Here is a 19,892-nt window from a genome sequence, read left to right as displayed (position 1 = left end):
AAGACCGCGTTCGGACGCATCGGCCGATTCCGTTGACGGGGTTGAAACCGGGCCGGAGAGTGGTATTTCGACGCGAGGGGGACATGCGTGGTGTTCCCGTCGTGCCGCGGATCGGGGGGTCTGCCATGAGTGCTGCCGCAGGGGCCGGGACGGCGAAGGGTCACGGGCGCGTGCCGTGGGGGGACGTTCTGATGTCCGCCGTGGCCGCCGTGAGCTGGGCGTTGATCGGGATGGCGGGGACGGCGGCGCTGGGGCTGCGGTTGCTTCAGGCGGACAGCGCGGGGTCGTTGGGACCGATGACCGCGGCCGTGGTGGCCCTCGGGGCGGGTGGTTCGGTCACGCCGTCCGGGGATGTGTCGGTGTTCGGCCTGTCGGGCGCCGAGGCGGACACGGCCATCGAGATCACGCCACTGGGGGTGAGCCTGGTCGGGGCGGTGCTGCTGTCGTGGTTCTTCCTGCGGTCCCTGCGGGGGGTGGGAGTTGTGATCGCACCGTCCGAACTGCTCGCGCGGGCGGGGTCGGTGGTGGTGCTGTTCGTGGCGATGCTGGGCGGGCTGGCGTGGGCGGGGCACGACGTCATCACGATCGACGGCGGGTCGCTGGGGCTGGACGACGTCACCGGCGGGAGCGGCAGCGTGGAGATCCCGGGGCTGGGGGACATCGGGGGGCTGCTGCCGGACCGGCTCGGCGACCTGGTCGACGCGCAGGCCACCGTCGGGTTCACGGTCGACACCGCCCCGACGCTGCTCGGCGGGTTCGGCTGGTCGGCCGGGATCCTCCTCGTCGCCCTGCTGGCCTCGCGCCGTACGCCGTTGCCGCGGGGCTGGGAGGCCGTGCACCGGGTCGTGCGGCCGGCCGTGTCCGCGCTGGTGACCGTGCTGCTGGTGGCGGTGGCGGCGGGATGGGCGGCGGCGGCGTCCGCGGCGGTCGGCGACGGCCACCCCCGGCGCATCGCGGGTGCGGCGCTGCTCGGAGCGCCGAACGGGGTGTGGCTGGGGTTGCCGCTCGGCCTGTTCGTGCCGTGGGACGGCCGGGCGACGGGTGAACTGACCCGGTTCCTGCCCGACCCCCTGGGCGGGCTGCTCGGTACCGGGTCCGACCGGCCGGTGACGCTGGGCCGGCTGGCCGATCTGGACGGGCGGGTGTGGCTGCTGGGGGTGGCGGCCGCGTTGACGATGCTGCTGGCAGGGGTGCTGGCAGCGGTACGGACGCCGGTCGGGGCGGCGGACGGTGCCCTGCGTTTCGCGGGGCGGTGTGCGCCGGCGGTGGGTGCCGCGACCGCGCTCGCCCTGCCGCTGCTGGTCTGGCTCACGGACGTGTCCGTGACCGCGTCCCTGTCCGTGCTCGGCTTCGACGCCCTCGGCGCGGGCATCGCACTGCACGGCCATCTCGGCGCGGCCCTGCTGCTGGGCGGGGTGTGGGGCGCCGGGGCCGGAGCGGCCGGGGCGCTGCTCGCGTGGGGGTGCGGGGCGGCGGGGCGCAGGGCTACCGCCTGGGCTCAAGGGGAGGCGGTGGCCGGAGCCGGTGGGGCAGCGGATGTGCCGGGCGCGGTGTGGGGCGAGCGCGGGGCCTCGGCCGGGCAGGCGGAGGCCCGGGGTGTCTCCGGGCCAGCGGGACGAGGCGATGGGGCCGGGCAGGGGTGGCCGGGCACCAGTGGCACGGTGCGGCACGGAGACGCCGCCGGGGCCGGGCAGCCAGGGGAGCGAGGCGGGTGGGTGCCGCGGGGTGAGGGGGCCGGGCCGTACGAGCCCGGTACGCCGTACCGGCCGCCCGATCCGGGCACCAACCCCTACCTCCGGGTACCGGAGGAACTGCGCGAGCCGGAGGACGCACGGCCTCCCGGGGTGGAACGGCATCCCGGGGCTGAACCCTCCGGGGCGGAACGGCCCTCCGTGGTGGAACGGCCCCCAGGCGAGGAGCGGCCCTCCGGCGCTGCGCCCGGGCCCGGGTACGACGCAGTCCGGGACGACGAGCCCCCGGCCCCGGGCGACCTCTACAGCGCCCCCACCGTCGTACGGCCGGTCGGGCCGCCCCCGCGTGGCCCGCGGCAGTCGCCCGGGCCGCGGAACGGGAACGGGCCGCCCGCGCGTCCGGACGACGGCCCGCCGCCTCCCCCGCCTCCCCCGCCACCGCCGCGGAAACCGCGGGGCGGGAAGTGAGCCGGTGAAGGCGCCGGGCACCGTACCGGTACGTAGGGTGCACGTCATCAACGCGCCATGCAGTGTTCGCTGTCCGCCAGACGGACCTCGGGGGTGACAGGTGCCGCGCGCCGGATACGGTGGAACCACCATGAGCGCTTCGCAGACCTCGTCTTCCGACGTCCCTGCCGACGTCCCCACCCTCCTTGTGAAGATCTTCGGCAAGGACAGGCCGGGCATCACCGCCGGCCTCTTCGACACCCTTGCCGCCTACTCCGTCGACGTCGTCGACATCGAGCAGGTCGTCACCCGTGGCCGGATGGTGCTGTGCGCGCTCGTGACCGAGCCGCCCCCGGGCGTCGAGGGAGACCTGCGGGCGACCGTCCACAGCTGGGCCGAGTCGATGAAGATGCAGGCGGAGATCATCTCCGGCCTCGGCGACAACCGGCCGCGCGGTCTGGGCCGCTCCCTGGTCACCGTCCTCGGGCACCCGCTCACCGCCGAAGCCACGGCTGCGATCGCCGCGCGGATCACGAAGACCGGCGGCAACATCGACCGTATCTTCAGGCTCGCCAAGTACCCCGTGACCGCCGTCGAGTTCGCCGTTTCCGGCGTGGAGACCGAGCCGCTGCGCACCGCCCTGGTGACCGATGCCGCGCGGCTCGGTATCGATGTGGCGGTCGTCGCCGCCGGTCTGTACCGGCGTGCACAGCGCCTGGTCGTCATGGACGTCGACTCGACGCTCATCCAGGACGAGGTCATCGAGCTGTTCGCCGCGCACGCCGGCTGCGAGGACGAGGTCGCCGAGGTGACGGCGGCCGCGATGCGCGGGGAGCTGGACTTCGAGCAGTCCCTGCACGCGCGCGTGGCGCTGCTGGAGGGGCTGGACGCCTCGGTCGTGGACAAGGTGCGCAGCGAGGTGCGGCTGACGCCGGGCGCCCGCACCCTGATCCGTACGCTGAAGCGGCTCGGCTACCAAGTGGGCGTCGTGTCGGGTGGATTCACCCAGGTCACGGACGATCTGAAGGAGCGGCTCGGGCTGGACTTCGCCCACGCCAACACCTTGGAGATCGTCGACGGCAGGTTGACCGGCAAGGTCACCGGCGAGATCGTCGACCGTGCGGGCAAGGCCAGACTGCTGCGCCGGTTCGCGGCGGAGGCGGGTGTGCCGCTGTCGCAGACGGTGGCGATCGGTGACGGCGCCAACGATCTGGACATGCTGAACGCGGCGGGGCTCGGTGTCGCCTTCAACGCCAAGCCGGTGGTGCGCGAGGCCGCACACGCCGCGGTGAACTTCCCCTTCCTGGACACGGTCCTGTACCTGCTGGGCGTCACGCGGGAGGAGGTCGAGGCGGCGGACACCCTCGACGTCGTCTGAGCCGACAGGAGGGGCCCGGCGCCGCACCGGCGCCGGGCCCCTCTGTCACGCGATCACGAGGTCACGCGATCACGAGGTCACGCGGAGGTCGTCACTCGGCCGGCGCCCAGTAGTCCTGCAACGTGGCCACACCCGGCTCCAGGCTCTTCCACGTGCCGCCGAACGACAGCACGGCGAAGGCGGCGGCCGGGAAGCCGCGGCGGGTCATGCGCTCCCTGGCTTCGTCCTCGCCCGAGCCCGCCAGGATCTCGGCGAGTCCCTGGATGCCCGGGTTGTGCCCGATCATGAGGACGTTCTGCGCGTCGTCGGGGGTCTCGTTGAGCAGGGCGATGAGCTCGCCGGGCGAGGCCTCGTAGATCCGCTCCTCGTAGACGGTTTTCGGCCGCTGCGGGAACTCCTGGACGGCGAGCTTCCACGTTTCCCGGGTCCGGACCGCGGTGGAGCACAACGCCAGGTCGAAGGCGATACCGGTGTCGGTCAGCCTGCGCCCGGCCTCCGCCGCGTCCATTCGGCCGCGGTCGGCGAGGGGACGCTCGTGATCGGTGACCTGTGGCCAGTCGGCTTTCGCATGGCGGAAGAGGACAATCCTGCGGGATTCTGCGACGCTCATGAGATCCAGCTTCGCATGAAACACGCCAGCTGGCGCAGGGAGTTGACCACCGGCTTCGGCCGTGATCAGCGGGCGGTGAGCTGCTGTATACGCTCGAAGAGGTGGGTGATCACCGGCTCACCCGTGGCCGCGTGCGCGTCGGAGGGGTTGAGGATCAGGGCGAGCAGCGCGGAGAAGGCGAGCACGGGAAGGGCGAGAGCCCACCAGGGCAGCCGGCCGGCGGCACCGGCCCGGGGCGCCGGATGGAGCCGGGTGTGCGTAGGGGCCGACATGGGTGCCTCCGCTCTTCGAGTGGTCGGTGACCGCCTCGCGGTCACACACTTGAAGCTACGGAATCGGCGGCCGCCGACCCATCCGGTGATCCACCCACTTGACCCTGACCCTCACCCCCTAGGGGACAGGGGGGTTACCCCCACCACGGGCCGCGGGTGCCGGTCATGGCGAGGCGATGGTCGCGATGACGGCGATGACGATGAAGATCGCGAAGAAGGCGCCGAACACGAGCAGCATCTTCTTCTGACCGTGCTGGGGATTCGGGTCGAGCACTGGCATGGGGAAAGTGTCCCACCTCCGTGCATGCGGGATGCCGCGGGGGGTGAGCTCTTGTCCCGGGGCGTGGCTCAGCGGGCCGCCTCGTCCTCCACCGTGCGGTCGCGGCCGGCCAGGAAACCGACGGCCATCTGCGGGACCATCAGGGCGCTCATGAGCGCGATCGGCAGGCCCCAGCCGCCGCTGTGCTGGTAGAGGACGCCCACCAGGAGCGGTCCGGGGATGGAGATCAGGTAGCCGGTGCTCTGTGCGAACGCCGACAGCTGGACCACGCCCGGGCCGGTCCTGGCCCGCATGCCGACCATGGTCAGGGCGAGCGGGAAGGCGCAGTTGGAGACGCCGAGCAGCAGGGCCCAGGCCCAGGCGCCGGCGGCGGGCGCGAGGTACAGCCCGGCGTAGCCGGCGAGGCCGCACAGGCCCAGGGCGAGCACGATCGGGCCCTGGTGGGGCAGCCGGGTGGCCAGGCGGGGTATGACGAAGGCGAGGGGCACGCCCATCACCATGGTGACCGCCAGCAGCAGCCCCGCGGTGCCGGCGGGCACACCGGCGTCCCGGAAGATCTGCGCCATCCATCCCATGGTGATGTAGGCAGCGGTGGCCTGGAGTCCGAAGAAGACGGCCAGGGCCCAGGCGGTCCCGCTCCGTGCCATGCGCAGCCGAGGCGCCTCCACGCGCGCGTGCTCCGTCGAAGCCGGAGCCGGGCCGCGCGTCGGTGTCGCGGCCCCTGCGGCCTTCTCCTCCGCCCCGGGCGGCGTGACGCGTCCCCGGACGAAGGGCAGCCACGGCAGGACGGCCGCCACGGCGAGTCCCGCCCACAGGGTCAGGCCGGTCTGCCAGCGGCCGCCGAGGGCGTCGGTCAGGGGCACCGTGACCGCGGCCGCGAGGGCCGTGCCGAGGGCGAGGGCCATCGAGTACAGGCCGGTCATGGAACCCACGCGGTCGGGGAACCAGCGCTTGACGATGACCGGCATCAGGACGTTGCTGACCGCGATGCCCATGAGGGCCAGGGCGCTCCCGGCCAGGAAGCCGGCCGTGCCGCCCGCGAACGGGCGTATCAGCAGGCCGGTGGCGATGGCGGCCATGCCGGCGCACACCACCGCGCCGGGCCCGAAGCGGCGGGCGAGCCGCGGGGCCATGACGCCGAAGACGGCGAAACACAGCGGCGGCACCGAGGTGAGCAGCCCGGCCACGCTGCCGCTCATGCCGAGCCCGTCGCGGACCTCCTCCAGGAGGGCGCCGAGGCTGGTGATGGCGGGACGGAGGTTCAGCGCGGACAGCACGATGCCGAGGACGAGCAGTCGCGTCGTCCACGCGCGCGGGGCGGCGCCGCCCGGTGTCCCCGGCTCGTGCGCGGATGGGCTGCATACGGTCGGGGGTGTCGTCGTCCGGGTTTCCTCACGAGGCATGAGACCCATCATAGAATCATAGGATGATTGACTGTCCACTCCCTGGTTGCCCTGGGGCGCCCCGGTCGTGCGAAGGTGTGCCATGCCCTTGAGCCATACCCGTCGCTCGGCCCTGTCCGAGCAGGTCATCGCCGCGCTGCGGGCCCAGATCACCTCGGGCGAGTGGCCGGTCGGCTCCCGGATCCCGACCGAGCCGGAACTGGTCGAGCAGCTCGGTGTCGCCCGCAACACGGTCCGTGAGGCCGTCCGCGCCCTGTCGCACAACGGGTTGCTGGACATCCGCCAGGGTTCCGGAACGTACGTCGTGGCGACGAGCGAGCTGGCGGGCGTGATGCAGCGGCGGTTCGCCGAGGCCGACCCCCGGCACATCGCCGAGCTGCGCTCCACGCTGGAGTCGGCCGCCGCCCGGCTGGCCGCCGAGCGGCGTACGGAGAAGGACCTCAAGCAGCTCGACGCACTGCTGCTGCGGCGCGAGGAAGCCTGGGAGTCGGGCGACAAGGAGGCGTTCGTGACCGCGGACGCGACCTTCCACCTGGCCGTGGTGTCGGCCTCCCACAACGACGTCATGACGGCCATGTACGCGGACCTGGGCGAGGTGCTGCGGGACTGGCTGCGTGAGGACGTCGGCGAGAGGCTGACGCCGGAGACGTACATGGACCACGGGCGGTTGCTGGAGGCGATCCGCGCGGGCGAGGCGGACACGGCCGCATCGGAGGCCGCCCGCTACCCGTTCCTGTGCCGCCCGGGCGGGCTCAGCTCCCCGGCCGGTGACTGATACCGCCCGGAAAGCTCTGCTCCCCCACCGGTGACCGATGCCGCCCGGAAGGCTCAGCCCCCGGCGATTGATGCGCCCGGCAGGATCAGCTCCCCCGCCCGTGACTGACCCACACGTCGGCGACCTCTTTCCAGCAGCGTCCCGTCAGCCGCACCGTCTGCGCGGGAGCGGCCTCGATCGGTGAGCTGTCGGTGTCGATGTCCCACCAGCGGACGCACTCCACGTGCAGGCTCACACGGTCGGTCTCCGGGTAGGGGTTGTGGCAGTAGGCGAGCACCTTGGAGCCGGTCACGCGGATCCGGCAGGCCGCGCCGAAGAGGTCCGGGGATTCGCGCTCGCCGGCGGGCACGCGCGCGTGGGGCACCGCCTCGTACGCCAGGGTCAGCACGAGCGCGACGGCGAGGGACACTGAGGCCGTTCGGCGGGACAAGCGCACAAGGGGACCTCCTCGACCGTGCTGGGGAGGGGCTCGCGTGGTGAACGCGTACTCAACAGTGCCCGGTGGACGGCCTCCCCCGCCCGGCCGGCTGAGCCGAACGGGTGACGCCCCGCTCCCCGCACGCGGCGGGAAACGGGGCGTCGAGGAGGTGCGGGAGATCAGGCTCCGATGGCGTGCAGACCGCCGTCCACGTGGACGATCTCGCCGGTGGTCTTCGGGAACCAGTCGCTCAGCAGGGCGACGATGCCGCGGCCGGCCGGCTCGGGGTCCTTCAGGTCCCACTCCAGCGGGGAGCGGCTGTCCCACACCGAGGCCAGCTCGCTGAAGCCCGGGATGGACTTGGCGGCCATGGAACCGATCGGGCCCGCCGAGACCAGGTTGCAGCGGATGTTCTGCTTGCCCAGGTCACGGGCCATGTAGCGGCTGGTGGCCTCGAGTGCGGCCTTGGCCGGGCCCATCCAGTCGTACTGCGGCCAGGCGAACTGGGCGTCGAAGGTGAGGCCGACGACGGAACCGCCGTTCTGCATCAGCGGCAGGCAGGCCATGGTCAGCGACTTCAGGGAGTACGCCGAGACGTGCATGGCGGTGGCGACGGACTCGAACGGCGCGTTGAGGAAGTTGCCGCCGAGGGCGTCCTGCGGGGCGAAGCCGATGGAGTGCACGACACCGTCGAGGCCGCCCAGCTCCTCGCCGACGAGGTCGGCGAGACGCCCGAGGTGCTCGTCGTTGGTCACGTCCAGCTCGATGACCTTGGTGGGCTTGGGGAGCTTCTTGGCGATGCGCTCGGTCAGCGTGGGCCGCGGGAACGCGGTGAGGATGACCTCGGCGCCCTGCTCCTGGGCCAGCTTCGCGGCGTGGAAGGCGATGGAGGCCTCCGTCAGCACACCGGTGATCAGGACGCGCTTGCCCTCGAGAATTCCGCTCATGGTGATCAGTGACCCATTCCCAGTCCGCCGTCAACGGGGATGACGGCTCCAGTGATGTACGAGGCGTCGTCCGAGGCGAGGAACCGCACCGCTGCGGCGATCTCCTCCGGGTGCGCGTACCGTCCCAGCGGCACCTGCGACACGATGTTCGACCGCTGCTCGTCGGTGAGCGCCTTGGTCATGTCGGTGTCGACGAAGCCCGGCGCGACGACGTTGAAGGTGATGTTGCGCGAGCCCAGCTCGCGGGCGAGGGAGCGCGCGAAGCCGACCAGGGCGGCCTTGGACGCGGCGTAGTTCGCCTGGCCGGCCGAGCCCAGCAGCCCGACCACCGAGGAGATCAGGACGACGCGGCCCTTCTTGGCGCGCAGCATGCCGCGGTTGGCGCGCTTGACGACGCGGAAGGTGCCGGTGAGGTTCGTGTCGATGACCGAGGTGAAGTCCTCCTCGGACATGCGCATCAGGAGCTGGTCCTTGGTGACGCCGGCGTTGGCGATGAGGACCTCGACGGGGCCGTGCGCCTCCTCGATCTCCTTGTAGGCCTGCTCCACCTGCTCCGCGTCGGTGATGTCGCACTTGACGGCCAGGCAGCCCAAGTCCGTGAGGGCGGCCGGCGGCTCACCCGAGCGGTACGTGATGGCGACCTTGTCGCCGGCATCGGCGAAAGCGCGGGCGATGGCGAGGCCGATGCCCCGGTTGCCTCCGGTGACGAGAACCGAGCGGCTCAACGGATCACCCTTTCGATAGCGGTCTGGATACCCGCCCGGGCGCCTGGACGACAGGCGGTGATGACAGGCGGCTTCCTCGAAAACCTATCGGTCCCGGCAGGCCCGCGGACAATCGGGCACCGACAGTGGCGTAGGGGACTACCTGTCGGGTCCCTACAGAAAGCCGCGAACCCGGCTCGGGAAAGTCGTGGCCCGCGCGGTGGATGGGCGACATGATCGGAGCAGTCACGACGCACGGCAACCACGGTCACCTCGACAGAAAGAGACGGCGGTGCCTCATACCATCGACGAGGCCTTCACGGCCCTCCCCCTACGCCCTCTGGCCGACGCCGCCCTCGCACGCGCGCGTGCGCTGGGCGCCGAGCACGCGGACTTCCGGTTCGAGCGGGTGCGGGGCGCCTCCTGGCGGTTCCGGGACGCCAGACCCGCCGGGTCGTCGGACACCACCGACCTCGGCTATGCGGTGCGGGTGGTGCACGGCGGTACGTGGGGCTTCGCGTCCGGCGTCGACCTCACCCTGGACGCGGCCGCCAGGGTCGCCGGGCAGGCGGTGGCGATGGCCAAGCTGTCCGCCCAGGTGATCAAGGCGGCGGGGTCGGACGAGCGGGTGGAGCTGGCCGCCGAGCCGGTACACGCGGACAAGACGTGGATCTCGTCGTACGAGATCGACCCCTTCTCCGTGCCCGACGAGGAGAAGGCCGGGCTGATCGCGGAGTGGAGCGCGCGGCTGCTGGCGGCCGACGGGGTCGACCATGTGGACTCCTCACTGCTGACGGTCCACGAGAACAAGTTCTACGCCGACACCGCCGGGACGGTGACCACGCAGCAGCGGGTGCGGCTGCACCCGGTGTTCAACGCGGTGTCGGTGGACGAGTCGAGCGGCGAGTTCGACTCCATGCGCACCCTCGCGCCGCCGGTGGGACGCGGCTGGGAATACCTGACGGGCACCGGCTGGGACTGGGAAGGCGAGCTGGAGCGGATCCCGGAGCTGCTCGCCGAGAAGATGCGCGCGCCGAGCGTGCGCCCCGGCCTGTACGACCTGGTCGTCGACCCGTCCAACCTGTGGCTGACCATCCACGAGTCGATCGGGCACGCCACCGAGCTCGACCGTGCGCTCGGCTACGAGGCCGCCTACGCCGGCACCTCCTTCGCCACGTTCGACCAGCTGGGCAAGCTGCGCTACGGCTCCGAGCTGATGAACGTCACCGGCGACCGCACCGCCGAGCACGGCCTGGCCACCATCGGGTACGACGACGAGGGCGTCGCGGGCCAGTCCTGGGACCTGGTCAAGGACGGCACACTCGTGGGCTACCAGCTGGACCGGCGGATCGCGAAGCTGACCGGCTTCGAGCGGTCCAACGGCTGCGCCTACGCCGACTCCCCCGGACACGTGCCGGTCCAGCGCATGGCCAACGTGTCGCTGCGACCGGACCCGGCGGGGATGTCGACCGAGGATCTGATCGGGGGCGTGGAGCGCGGCATCTATGTCGTCGGTGACCGGTCCTGGTCGATCGACATGCAGCGGTACAACTTCCAGTTCACCGGGCAGCGCTTCTACCGCATCGAGAACGGGCGGCTCGCCGGGCAGCTGCGCGATGTCGCCTACCAGGCGACGACCACCGACTTCTGGGGGTCGATGTCCGCGGTGGGCGGACCGCAGACCTACGTGCTCGGCGGCGCCTTCAACTGCGGCAAGGCCCAGCCGGGCCAGGTCGCCGCCGTCTCGCACGGCTGCCCCTCGGCCCTCTTCAAGGGCGTCAACATCTTGAACACGACTCAGGAGGCCGGTCGATGAGTCCTCTCACCAGCAAGCCGCACGAAGTGGTCGAGCGGGCCCTCGAACTGTCCCGGGCGGACGGCTGTGTCGTCATCGCCGACGAGCAGTCCACCGCCAACCTGCGCTGGGCGGGCAACGCGCTGACCACGAACGGCGTCACGCGCGGGCGCACGCTCACCGTCGTCGCGACCGTCGACGGCAAGGAGGGCACCGCCTCCGGGGTGGTGTCACGGTCCGCCGTGACACCCGACGAGCTGGAGCCCCTGGTGCGGGCCGCCGAGGCCGCCGCGCGCGGCGCCGGGCCCGCCGAGGACGCCCAGCCGCTGGTCACGGGCGTGACGCAGGCACCGGAGTTCACGGAGGCACCCGTCGAGACCTCCTCCGCCGTGTTCGCCGACTTCGCTCCCGCGCTCGGCGAGGCCTTCGCCCGCGCGAGGGCGGGTGGCCGCGAGCTCTACGGCTTCGCCAACCACGAGCTGGTGTCGTCGTACGTCGGCACGTCGACGGGGCTGCGGCTGCGGCACGACCAGCCGAACGGGACGCTGGAGCTCAACGCCAAGTCGCCGGACCGGACCCGGTCGGCGTGGGCCGGCCGCTCCACGCGGGACTTCAAGGACGTCGACCCGGCGGCCCTGGACGCGGAGCTGGCCGTGCGCCTCGGGTGGGCCGAACGGCGCGTGGAACTGCCCGCCGGGCGCTACGAGACGCTCCTGCCGCCGACGGCCGTGGCGGATCTGCTGATCTACCAGATGTGGTCGGCGTCCGGCCGGGACGCCGTCGAGGGCCGCACGGTGTTCTCCAAGCCGGGCGGCGGCACCCGGGTCGGTGAGAGGCTGACCGACCTGCCGCTGACCCTGCGCAGCGACCCGAACGAGCCGGGCCTGGAGTCGGCGCCCTTCGTGATCGCGCACTCCTCCGGGGGCGACCAGTCGGTGTTCGACAACGGGCTGCCGCTCGCCCCCACCGAGTGGATGCGCGAGGGCGAGCTGCGGCACCTGACGACGAGCCGGCACAGCGCGGGCCTGACCGGCCTGCCGGTGGCGCCGGGGATCGACAACATCGTCCTCGACGGGGGCGAGGACCAGTCCCTGGAGGAGATGGTCGCGAACACCGGGCGCGGGTTGCTGCTGACCTGCCTGTGGTACATCCGCGAGGTCGACCCGGCCACGCTGCTGCTGACGGGCCTGACCCGGGACGGCGTCTACCTCGTCGAGAACGGCGAGGTGACGGGCGAGGTGAACAACTTCCGGTTCAACGAGTCGCCGGTGGGGGTGCTGGGCCGGGCCACGGAGGCCGGGCGGACCGAGAAGACGCTGCCCAGGGAGTGGAGCGACTGGTTCACCAGGGCGGCCATGCCCGCGCTGCGGGTCCCGGATTTCAATATGAGCTCTGTCAGTCAGGGCGTATAACCTCGTAGGCGGCTGTCACCCGACTGCCCGAAGATCATCGAGGAGACACGAGAACCGTGACGGACATCGTCGACGAGCTGAAGTGGCGCGGGCTGTTCGCCCTGTCCACCGACGAGGACGCTTTGCGCAAGGCGCTCGCGGACGGTCCCGTCACGTTCTATTGCGGCTTCGACCCGACGGCGCCGTCGCTGCACGTGGGGCACCTGGTGCAGGTGCTCACCGTGCGCCGGCTCCAGCAGGCCGGTCACCGGCCGCTGGCGCTGGTCGGCGGTGCCACGGGCCTGATCGGCGACCCGCGCCCGACCGCGGAGCGCACGCTGAACGACCCGGAGACGGTCCGCGGCTGGGTCGCCAAGTTGCGCGGCCAGATCGAGCCGTTCCTGGACTTCGAGGGCGAGAACGCGGCCGTCATGGTCAACAACCTCGACTGGACGGAGAACCTCTCCGCGATCGAGTTCCTCCGCGACATCGGCAAGCACTTCCGCGTCAACAAGATGCTGACGAAGGAATCCGTGGCCCGGCGCCTGGAGTCCTCCGAGGGCATCAGCTACACGGAGTTCAGCTACCAGCTGCTGCAGGGCATGGACTTCCTCCAGCTCTACCGGCGCTACGGCTGCACGCTCCAGCAGGGCGGCAGCGACCAGTGGGGCAACCTCACCGCGGGCCTGGACCTGATCCACCGCCTGGAGCCCGACGCGACCGCGCACGCGATGGCGACGCCGCTGATGACCAAGGCGGACGGCACCAAGTTCGGCAAGACCGAGGGCGGCGCCGTCTGGCTCGACCCGGAGATGACGACGCCGTACGCGTTCTACCAGTTCTGGCTGAACGTGGACGACCGGGACATCTCGAAGTACATGCGCATCCTGTCCTTCCGCTCCCGCGAGGAGCTGGAGGAGCTGGAGCGGCAGACCGAGGAGCGTCCGCAGGCCCGGGCCGCGCAGCGTGCCCTCGCCGAGGAGCTGACGACTCTGGTGCACGGCGACGACCAGACGGCCGCCGTGATCGCCGCGTCGAAGGCGCTCTTCGGTCAGGGCGAGCTGGCGGAGCTCGACGAGCGGACACTGGCCGCAGCCCTCTCCGAGGTGCCGCACATCCAGGTCGCCGAGCTCGGCCCGGCCGTCGACCTCTTCGCCGAGGTCGGCCTGGTGGCCAGCAAGTCGGCCGCGCGCCGCACGGTCAAGGAGGGCGGTGCCTACGTGAACAACGTCAAGGTCGCCGGCGAGGACGCCGTCCCCGCCAAGGAAGACCTGCTGCACGGCCGCTGGCTGGTGCTGCGCCGGGGCAAGAAGAACCTGGCCGCGGTCGAGGTCACGGGCGGCTGAGAGCGCGACGGCGAAGGGGGCGGTCTCCGTTTTCGGAAGGCCGCCCCCTTCGCCGTGCGCCCCGTTGTGCCCTGCTCCGGTCTCCTCGCCGTGCGCCGCGTTATGCCCTGCTCCGGTCTCCTCTGGCCGCCGTCCAGGCCCGGTCGCCCAGGCCGACGAGGATGATCGCCATCACCAGCTGGAAGACGTGCCGCCACCAGTCGATTCCCGAAGTGGCGTCGACACCGGCCGCCCGGGCGATGGCGTTGCCGGCGATGCCGCCGATCATGCCCAAGATGACGGTCAGCCACAGGGGAAGATGTTGCTTGCCCGGAATGATCGCCTTCGCGAGCAGGCCGAGTACCAGTCCCACGATGATCGCCCACAACCAGCCCATCGCTGCCTCCTCGTGCGGCTCGACGTGAGCACTACGGCCAGTGTCGGCCCAGCTGCCGTACGCCGCATGCCGACGCGGGCCGTACGCGGGACGGCGCAGGCCGTTCGTCCCGCGCTGCGCGACCCGCTCTCGTGGCGGGCCCAGCCGCGGCGTAACGTAAGAGCTGTCCCGGTCAGGTTCCCCGGCCGGCCGGGGAACGGCCACGGGGCGGGTGAGAGTCCGATACGGGCGGATGGTGGAATGCGATGCGGAAGCGGCATGGCGGCGGCAACGTCCAGGTTTTCCGGATCACCGGCGCCCGGACAGGGCTGCAGGAGGACGTGCGCGGGCGGCAGCGCCGGTACGTGATCTCGATGACGGTCCGCACGATCTCCGTGATTCTCGCGGCCACCCTGTGGAACGTCGAACGGCACGTCGCCATCGTGGCGTTGGTGCTGGGGCTGGTGCTGCCGTACATCGCGGTGGTGATCGCCAACGCCGGGCGTGAGAATGCGCCGTCTCTGCCGTCGACGTTCGTGGTGTCGCGGTCGCATCCGATGATCGGCCCGCCGGGTGCGGGTGACGGGTCGGGGGAATCGGTTGCGGAAGATGCGGTGTCCGGGCCGGGGGCGAGCGCGGGGAGCGGATCGCACGAGCGGTAGGCGTGCCTCGGCGCCGTTCGGCGGGAGATCGCGGGAGGGCGGGAAGGGAAGTCAGCTTCCCGCCAAGCTCAAGAAAAGCTCAGATCAATCATGTTGTTCCAGTGCCGGGGTCGGGGTTACCCGTGACATACTTCGTACGCGCTCCGCATCCCCCGTCGGAGCGACGGACCGACGCCGGGCAGCTCCCCCCGTGGCTGCTCGGCGTCGCCTTTTCTGTGTGCTGTGGTGAGACGAACCTGTGAGTGACGAGACGCCCATCTGTTCCGCGAAGGGCTGCCGTGTCGACGCCGTGTGGGTGCTGGCGTGGAACAACCCGAAGATCCATACGCCGGAGCGGCGCAAGACGTGGCTGGCCTGTGAGGAGCATCGCGAGCATCTGTCGCAGTTCCTCGGGGTGCGGGGGTTCTTGAAGGACGTGGTTCTTCTGAAGGAATGGGAAGCGCGGGAGCTCTAGCCGCCGATCGCCGACATCGGCCGGTCCGGCTGTACGAACGTCGGGTCGTCCAGACCCGCTCCCGCCTTCTTGCCCCACATCGCCAGGCGCCAGATGCGGGCGATCTCCTCGTCCGGGGCGCCGGAGCGCAGCGCGGCGCGCAGGTCTGTCTCCTCCTGGGCGAACAGGCAGGTGCGGACCTGTCCGTCGGCGGTGAGGCGGGTGCGGTCGCACGCCGAGCAGAAGGGGCGCGTGACGGAGGCGATGACGCCGACCACATGCGGGCCGCCGTCGACGAGCCAGCGCTCCGCGGGGGCGGAGCCGCGCTTCTCCTCGCCCTCGGCGGTCAGCTCGAAGCGGGTGCGCAGGGAGGCCAGGATGTCGCCGGCCGTGATCATGCCGTCGCGCTTCCAGCCGTGCTGCGCGTCGAGGGGCATCTGCTCGATGAAGCGCAGTTCGTAGTCGTGCTCCACGGCCCAGGCCAGCAGCTCGGGGGCCTCGTCGTCGTTGAGCCCCGGCATCAGGACCGAGTTGACCTTGACCGGGGTCAGGCCCGCGTCGCGGGCGGCGTACAGGCCCTCGATGACGTCCTTGTGGCGGTCGCGGCGGGTGAGGGTCTTGAAGACGTCCGGGCGGAGCGTGTCGAGGGAGACGTTGACCCGGTCCAGGCCCGCCTCCTTCAGGGCGGCGGCGGTGCGCTTGAGGCCGATGCCGTTGGTCGTGAGGGACATCTGGGGGCGGGATTCGAGGGCCGCCACGCGCTTGACGATGCCGACCAGGCCGGGGCGCAGCAGGGGCTCACCACCGGTGAAGCGGACCTCCTCGATCCCGAGGGACGTGACCGCGATGTCGATCAGGCGGACGATCTCGTCGTCGGTGAGCAGGTCGGGCTTGGCCAGCCACTGCAGGCCCTCCTCGGGCATGCAGTACGTACAGCGCAGGTTGCACCTGTCGGTCAGTGAGACCCTCAGGTCGGTGGCCACCCGGCCGTAGGTGTCGATGAGCACGTGGGCCCCCTCCCTCGTCGCGGATCATGCGTGCGGCACTGCTTCTCCGACTACCTGCGAGCCTACGTGACCGCACCGACAACGCCACAGGCCCGATCCCCACGACGCACGGCGCGGCCGGGCCGCGGGGACCTGGAGGTTCCTACGACGCGGCCGCGCGGGTGGGGTGGTGCTCAGTGGGCTCCGGTGCCGGTCAGGGACCGGACCTCCAGCTCCGCGTACTTCTTGGCGTCGGGCTCCTCCTTGGACAGGACCGTGCCGAGCCAGCCCATGAGGAAGCCGAAGGGGATGGAGATGATGCCCGGGTTCTTCAGCGGGAACCAGGCGAAGTCGACCTCGGGGAACATCGCCTTGGGGTCGCCGGAGACGACGGGCGAGAACAGCACGAGGCCGACGGCGACGATCAGACCGCCGTAGATCGACCAGAGCGCGCCCTGGGTGGTGAAGCGCTTCCAGAACAGGCTGTAGAGGATCGTCGGGAGGTTGGCGGAAGCGGCGACCGCGAAGGCGAGGGCGACGAGGCCGGCCACGTTCAGGTCGCGGGCCAGGGCGCCCAGGCCGATGGAGACGACGCCGATGAAGACGGTCGCCCAGCGGGCCGCGCGGACCTCCTCGGCGCCGGAGGCCTTCCCCTTGCGGATGACGTTGGCGTAGATGTCGTGCGCGAAGGACGACGACGAGGCGAGGGTGAGGCCGGCGACGACGGCGAGGATCGTCGCGAAGGCGACGGCCGAAATCGTGGCGAGCAGGATCGCGCCCCACGTCGAGTCGACACCGCCCAGGTGCAGGGCGAGCAGGGGCGCCGCCGTGTTGCCGGACGGGTTGGAGGCGATGATCTCCTCCTGCGAGATGAGTGCGGCGGCGCCGAAGCCGAGCGCGATCGTCATCAGGTAGAAGCCGCCGATGATGCCGATCGCCCAGTTCACGGACTTACGGGCGGCCTTGGCGTCGGGCACCGTGTAGAAGCGGATCAGGATGTGCGGCAGGCCGGCGGTACCCAGGACCAGGGCGATGCCCAGGGAGATGAAGTCCAGCTTGGAGGTGCCGGTCGCGCCGTACTGGAGGCCGGGCTCCAGGAAGGCGGCGCCCTTGCCGCTGTTCTCGGCGGCCGTGCCGAGCAGGTCGGAGATGTTGAAGTTGAACTTCAGCAGCACCAGGAAGGTGATCAGGATGGTGCCGCCGATGAGCAGCACGGCCTTGACCATCTGCACCCAGGTGGTGCCCTTCATGCCGCCGATCGAGACGTAGACGATCATCAGGAGACCGACCAGGGCGACGATGAGGATCTTGCCGGCGTCGGAGGTGATGCCGAGCAGCAGCGAGACGAGGACGCCCGCACCGGCCATCTGCGCGAGCAGGTAGAAGATCGACACCACGATCGTGGAGGTGCCGGCGGCGGTGCGGACCGGGCGCTGGCGCATGCGGTACGCGAGGACGTCGCCCATGGTGTAGCGGCCCGAGTTCCGCAGGGGCTCGGCGACCAGGAGCAGGGCGACCAGCCAGGCGACCAGGAAGCCGATGGAGTAGAGGAAGCCGTCGTAGCCGAAGATGGCGATCGCGCCCGCGATGCCGAGGAACGACGCGGCGGACATGTAGTCGCCGGAGACGGCGAGTCCGTTCTGGAAGGCGCTGAACTGGCGTCCGCCGGCGTAGAAGTCGGCGGCGTCCTTGGTCTGGCGGCCCGCCCAGATGGTGATGCCGAGGGTCGCGAGGACGAACAGCGCGAACAGGGTGATGATCAGCGGGCGGTGCTCGCTGGCCTCGTTCGCGGCGAGGAAGGTCTGCTGTACGGGGCTCATGCGCCGCTCTCCATCCGGGTCTTGATGGCCTCGGCCTTGGGGTCGAGCTTCGCGGCGGCGTGCCGCGAGTACCACCAGGCGATGAGGAACGTGGTGACGAACTGGGCGACGCCGAGGACGAAGGCGACGTTGATGTTGCCGAAGAGCTTGGTGCCCATGAAGCCGCCCGCGTAGTTCGAGAGCAGGACGTACAGCAGGTACCAGGCGATGAAGCCGACGGTCAGCGGGAAGGCGAAGGAGCGGTAGGAGCGGCGCAGTTCACCGAACTCCGCGCTCTCGTGCACCTCGGAGAACTCCTCTGGTGAGGGGAGCTTGTGTTGCTCTTTCGAGGGGGGCGGTGCGTCGGTGGCCACGAAGTCTCCTCGCAAGGACGGCAGCGGTTGTGAACGTGGGCGGAGGCGCGTGTCCTCGCGCTCCTTGTTCAACGTCACGGCGGCGCGTGAGAACCGGTTCAAACGCCCGGCGTTGTTTCCGAAGTCGTTTCGACAAAACGTTGCTGGCCAGCGAGAGGCCGGGATAGCTTCACCCTGCACCACGTCATGTACCTGCCCAGGCACCACCTGTGTCTCGGGCCGGTTTCGTTTCCGGAGGATGTGGAGACCCCATGTCTCACTTGCGTTCCAGACGCCGGCTCGCTCTCGCCGTGCCCGTCGTGCTGTCCCTGACCGCCTCGCTGGGCTTCCTGCCCGCCGCCGCGTCGGCGGCCCCGCAGGCGGAGTCGGCCGTCCGGACGGCGGACGGGCCGAAGCTGGCGTACGTCGTCAACACCAAGGTGGACCGCCACACGGTCGCCTCGGTGAGGAAGGCGATCGGGAAGGCCGACGGCTCGGTCGTGGCCGCCTACGAGCGGATCGGCGTGCTCGTCGTCCACTCCTCGAACCCCGACTTCGCCAAGACGATCCGCAAGGCCCGCGGGGTGCAGTCCGCCGGCGCGACGCAGACCACGCCGCTGGCGCCCGCGGGGACGAAGGAGGAGGGTGCCGTCGAGTACCTGACGGCCGCCCAGGCCAAGCGCACCGAGGCCGCCTCGGCGACGACGCCCGAGAGCGAGCCCCTCGAAGCGGACCAGTGGGACCTGCGTGCGATCGGCGCCGACAAGGCCGCGCGGATCAACCCGGGCAGCCGCAAGGTGACCGTCGCCGTGATCGACACCGGCGTGGACGACACCCACCCCGACATAGCCCCGAACTTCTCCGCGTCCCAGTCCGCCAACTGCGCGGGCGGCAAGCCCGACACCAGTGAGGGCGCCTGGCGGCCGTACACCGCCGACGACTACCACGGCACGCACGTCGCGGGTGAGATAGCCGCCGCCCGCAACGGCGTCGGCGTCGCGGGCGTCGCTCCCGGCGTGAAGGTGTCCAGTATCAACGTGACCGACCGGGCGAACGGCCTCTTCTACCCGGAGAGCGTCGTGTGCGCGTTCGTGTTCGCCGCCGACCACGGCGTCGAGATCACGAACAACAGCTACTACGTCGACCCGTGGCTGTACAACTGCATGGACGACCCGGACCAGCGGGCCATCGTCGACGCGGTCAACCGGGCGCAGCTGTACGCCCAGAGGAAGGGCACGCTGAACGTCGCCGCGGCGGGCAACTCCAACCACGACCTGGACTCGGACGCGATCGTCGACGACTCCAGCCCGGACGACTCCACCCCGGTCGAGCGCACCATCGACCCGCACGAGTGCTTCGACGTGCCGAACCAGCTGCCGGGTGTCGTCACGGTGAGCTCGACGGGCGTCGACAACGTCAAGTCGTACTTCTCGACGTACGGCAAGGGTGTCGTCGACGTCGCGGCGCCGGGTGGCGACGGGCGCTACCAGATACCCGACACGCCCTCGAAGAACGGCCGCATCCTCTCCACCCTGCCGGGCGGCACGTGGGGCTTCCTGCAGGGCACCTCGATGGCCTCGCCGCACGCCTCGGGCGTCGCCGCGCTGCTGAAGTCCAAGCACCCCTCGGCATCTCCGGCCCAGCTGCAGGCACTGCTGAAGGCCCAGGCCGACAAGACCGCCTGCCCCGCCTCCTACGACCAGGACGGCGACGGAACGCAGGACGCGGTCTGCAAGGGCGGCGAGCGCGTCAACGGCTTCTACGGCCACGGCATCGTCAACGCGCTGCGCGCGGTCAAGTGACCCGGCCCGCCATCGAGACCTTCGCACGATCAGCTCGTACCGTGA

At 71.1% G+C, this 19,892-nt stretch carries 20 protein-coding genes; 9 read left to right on the top strand and 11 right to left on the bottom strand.

Features of this window, described 5'->3' with window-relative positions:
* The first annotated feature begins 125 nt into the window (after window positions 1-125).
* Entirely contained in the window at window positions 126-2,159 is a 2,034-nt protein-coding gene (locus AB0B29_RS23575) for a streptophobe family protein (protein ID WP_362243021.1), read from the top strand.
* A gap of 130 nt (window positions 2,160-2,289) precedes the next feature.
* Window positions 2,290-3,516 carry a phosphoserine phosphatase SerB gene (gene serB / locus AB0B29_RS23570; RefSeq protein WP_362243018.1) on the top strand — a complete coding sequence of 409 codons (1,227 nt, stop codon included), beginning with the start codon at window positions 2,290-2,292 and terminating at the stop codon, window positions 3,514-3,516.
* Window positions 3,517-3,607: 91 nt separating this feature from the next.
* On the opposite strand, the gene AB0B29_RS23565 is transcribed toward serB, so the two are convergent.
* The 4 genes from AB0B29_RS23565 to AB0B29_RS23550 form a co-directional block, all read right to left on the bottom strand.
* On the bottom strand, window positions 3,608-4,126 hold the full coding sequence (locus AB0B29_RS23565) for a SixA phosphatase family protein (RefSeq protein WP_362243015.1): 519 nt from the start codon (window positions 4,124-4,126) through the stop codon (window positions 3,608-3,610).
* A gap of 65 nt (window positions 4,127-4,191) precedes the next feature.
* On the bottom strand, window positions 4,192-4,398 hold the full coding sequence (locus tag AB0B29_RS23560) for a hypothetical protein (RefSeq protein ID WP_362243012.1): 207 nt from the start codon (window positions 4,396-4,398) through the stop codon (window positions 4,192-4,194).
* Window positions 4,399-4,561: 163 nt separating this feature from the next.
* Entirely contained in the window at window positions 4,562-4,678 is a 117-nt protein-coding gene (locus tag AB0B29_RS23555; RefSeq protein ID WP_097215821.1) for an SGM_5486 family transporter-associated protein, read from the bottom strand.
* Between the two features lie 68 nt (window positions 4,679-4,746).
* Entirely contained in the window at window positions 4,747-6,093 is a 1,347-nt protein-coding gene (locus AB0B29_RS23550; protein ID WP_362243009.1) for a CynX/NimT family MFS transporter, read from the bottom strand.
* A 70-nt stretch (window positions 6,094-6,163) separates the two neighbouring features.
* Between AB0B29_RS23550 and AB0B29_RS23545 the strand changes: the two genes are divergently transcribed.
* The gene (locus AB0B29_RS23545) at window positions 6,164-6,856 is read left to right on the top strand and encodes a FadR/GntR family transcriptional regulator (protein ID WP_362243006.1); all 693 of its coding nucleotides are present in this window, start codon (window positions 6,164-6,166) and stop codon (window positions 6,854-6,856) included.
* An 85-nt stretch (window positions 6,857-6,941) separates the two neighbouring features.
* Here AB0B29_RS23545 and AB0B29_RS23540 read toward each other — a convergent pair whose 3' ends face one another.
* The 3 genes from AB0B29_RS23540 to fabG all read right to left on the bottom strand — a co-directional run bounded on the left by AB0B29_RS23540 (window position 6,942) and on the right by fabG (window position 8,946).
* Complete coding sequence (locus AB0B29_RS23540; RefSeq protein WP_362243003.1) at window positions 6,942-7,292, bottom strand: hypothetical protein; 351 nt, start codon at window positions 7,290-7,292, stop codon at window positions 6,942-6,944.
* 161 nt (window positions 7,293-7,453) lie between these two features.
* Window positions 7,454-8,221, bottom strand: coding sequence for an enoyl-ACP reductase FabI (fabI, locus tag AB0B29_RS23535; protein WP_362243000.1), 768 nt, complete (start codon window positions 8,219-8,221; stop codon window positions 7,454-7,456).
* Window positions 8,222-8,226: 5 nt separating this feature from the next.
* Window positions 8,227-8,946, bottom strand: coding sequence for a 3-oxoacyl-[acyl-carrier-protein] reductase (fabG, locus tag AB0B29_RS23530; protein WP_362242997.1), 720 nt, complete (start codon window positions 8,944-8,946; stop codon window positions 8,227-8,229).
* Window positions 8,947-9,217: 271 nt separating this feature from the next.
* Here fabG and AB0B29_RS23525 point away from each other — a divergent pair, with 271 nt between their 5' ends.
* Genes AB0B29_RS23525 through tyrS form a run of 3 tightly spaced genes read left to right on the top strand, consistent with a single transcriptional unit; the run spans window position 9,218 to window position 13,457 of the window.
* Window positions 9,218-10,741, top strand: coding sequence for a TldD/PmbA family protein (locus tag AB0B29_RS23525; protein WP_362242994.1), 1,524 nt, complete (start codon window positions 9,218-9,220; stop codon window positions 10,739-10,741).
* Window positions 10,738-12,132: a metallopeptidase TldD-related protein gene (locus AB0B29_RS23520; RefSeq protein ID WP_362242991.1), complete on the top strand. Its 1,395-nt coding sequence runs from the start codon at window positions 10,738-10,740 to the stop codon at window positions 12,130-12,132. The genes AB0B29_RS23525 and AB0B29_RS23520 overlap by 4 nt, the downstream gene beginning before the upstream one ends.
* Window positions 12,133-12,188: 56 nt before the next feature.
* On the top strand, window positions 12,189-13,457 hold the full coding sequence (gene tyrS / locus AB0B29_RS23515; RefSeq protein ID WP_362242988.1) for a tyrosine--tRNA ligase: 1,269 nt from the start codon (window positions 12,189-12,191) through the stop codon (window positions 13,455-13,457).
* Window positions 13,458-13,557: 100 nt separating this feature from the next.
* Here tyrS and AB0B29_RS23510 read toward each other — a convergent pair whose 3' ends face one another.
* A complete protein-coding gene (locus AB0B29_RS23510) occupies window positions 13,558-13,833 on the bottom strand; it encodes a GlsB/YeaQ/YmgE family stress response membrane protein (protein WP_362242985.1) in 276 nt (91 codons plus the stop codon).
* A gap of 245 nt (window positions 13,834-14,078) precedes the next feature.
* Here AB0B29_RS23510 and AB0B29_RS23505 point away from each other — a divergent pair, with 245 nt between their 5' ends.
* Together AB0B29_RS23505 and AB0B29_RS23500 are read left to right on the top strand one after the other, a co-directional pair.
* Window positions 14,079-14,474 carry a DUF3099 domain-containing protein gene (locus AB0B29_RS23505; protein ID WP_362242983.1) on the top strand — a complete coding sequence of 132 codons (396 nt, stop codon included), beginning with the start codon at window positions 14,079-14,081 and terminating at the stop codon, window positions 14,472-14,474.
* A gap of 238 nt (window positions 14,475-14,712) precedes the next feature.
* Window positions 14,713-14,928 carry a hypothetical protein gene (locus AB0B29_RS23500; protein ID WP_362242980.1) on the top strand — a complete coding sequence of 72 codons (216 nt, stop codon included), beginning with the start codon at window positions 14,713-14,715 and terminating at the stop codon, window positions 14,926-14,928.
* Here the strand turns inward: AB0B29_RS23500 and moaA are convergent.
* The 3 genes from moaA to AB0B29_RS23485 form a co-directional block, all read right to left on the bottom strand.
* A complete protein-coding gene (gene moaA, locus AB0B29_RS23495) occupies window positions 14,925-15,914 on the bottom strand; it encodes a GTP 3',8-cyclase MoaA (RefSeq protein ID WP_362242978.1) in 990 nt (329 codons plus the stop codon). The genes AB0B29_RS23500 and moaA overlap by 4 nt on opposite strands.
* 173 nt (window positions 15,915-16,087) lie before the next feature.
* The gene (locus AB0B29_RS23490; protein ID WP_362242976.1) at window positions 16,088-17,713 is read right to left on the bottom strand and encodes a solute symporter family protein; all 1,626 of its coding nucleotides are present in this window, start codon (window positions 17,711-17,713) and stop codon (window positions 16,088-16,090) included.
* Window positions 17,710-18,066 (bottom strand): DUF485 domain-containing protein, encoded by a 357-nt coding sequence (locus tag AB0B29_RS23485; protein WP_362242973.1) that lies wholly within the window; start codon window positions 18,064-18,066, stop codon window positions 17,710-17,712. Before AB0B29_RS23485 ends, AB0B29_RS23490 begins: the two co-directional genes overlap by 4 nt.
* 251 nt (window positions 18,067-18,317) lie before the next feature.
* Here AB0B29_RS23485 and AB0B29_RS23480 point away from each other — a divergent pair, with 251 nt between their 5' ends.
* On the top strand, window positions 18,318-19,847 hold the full coding sequence (locus AB0B29_RS23480) for a S8 family serine peptidase (RefSeq protein WP_362242971.1): 1,530 nt from the start codon (window positions 18,318-18,320) through the stop codon (window positions 19,845-19,847).
* Window positions 19,848-19,892: the final 45 nt, after the last annotated feature.

The organism is Streptomyces tibetensis (genome assembly GCF_040647715.1).
In the GTDB taxonomy this organism is placed as follows: domain Bacteria; phylum Actinomycetota; class Actinomycetes; order Streptomycetales; family Streptomycetaceae; genus Streptomyces; species Streptomyces tibetensis_A.
Note: the sequence above shows the minus strand (reverse complement) of the source record. Positions and strands in the feature narration are given on the sequence as shown.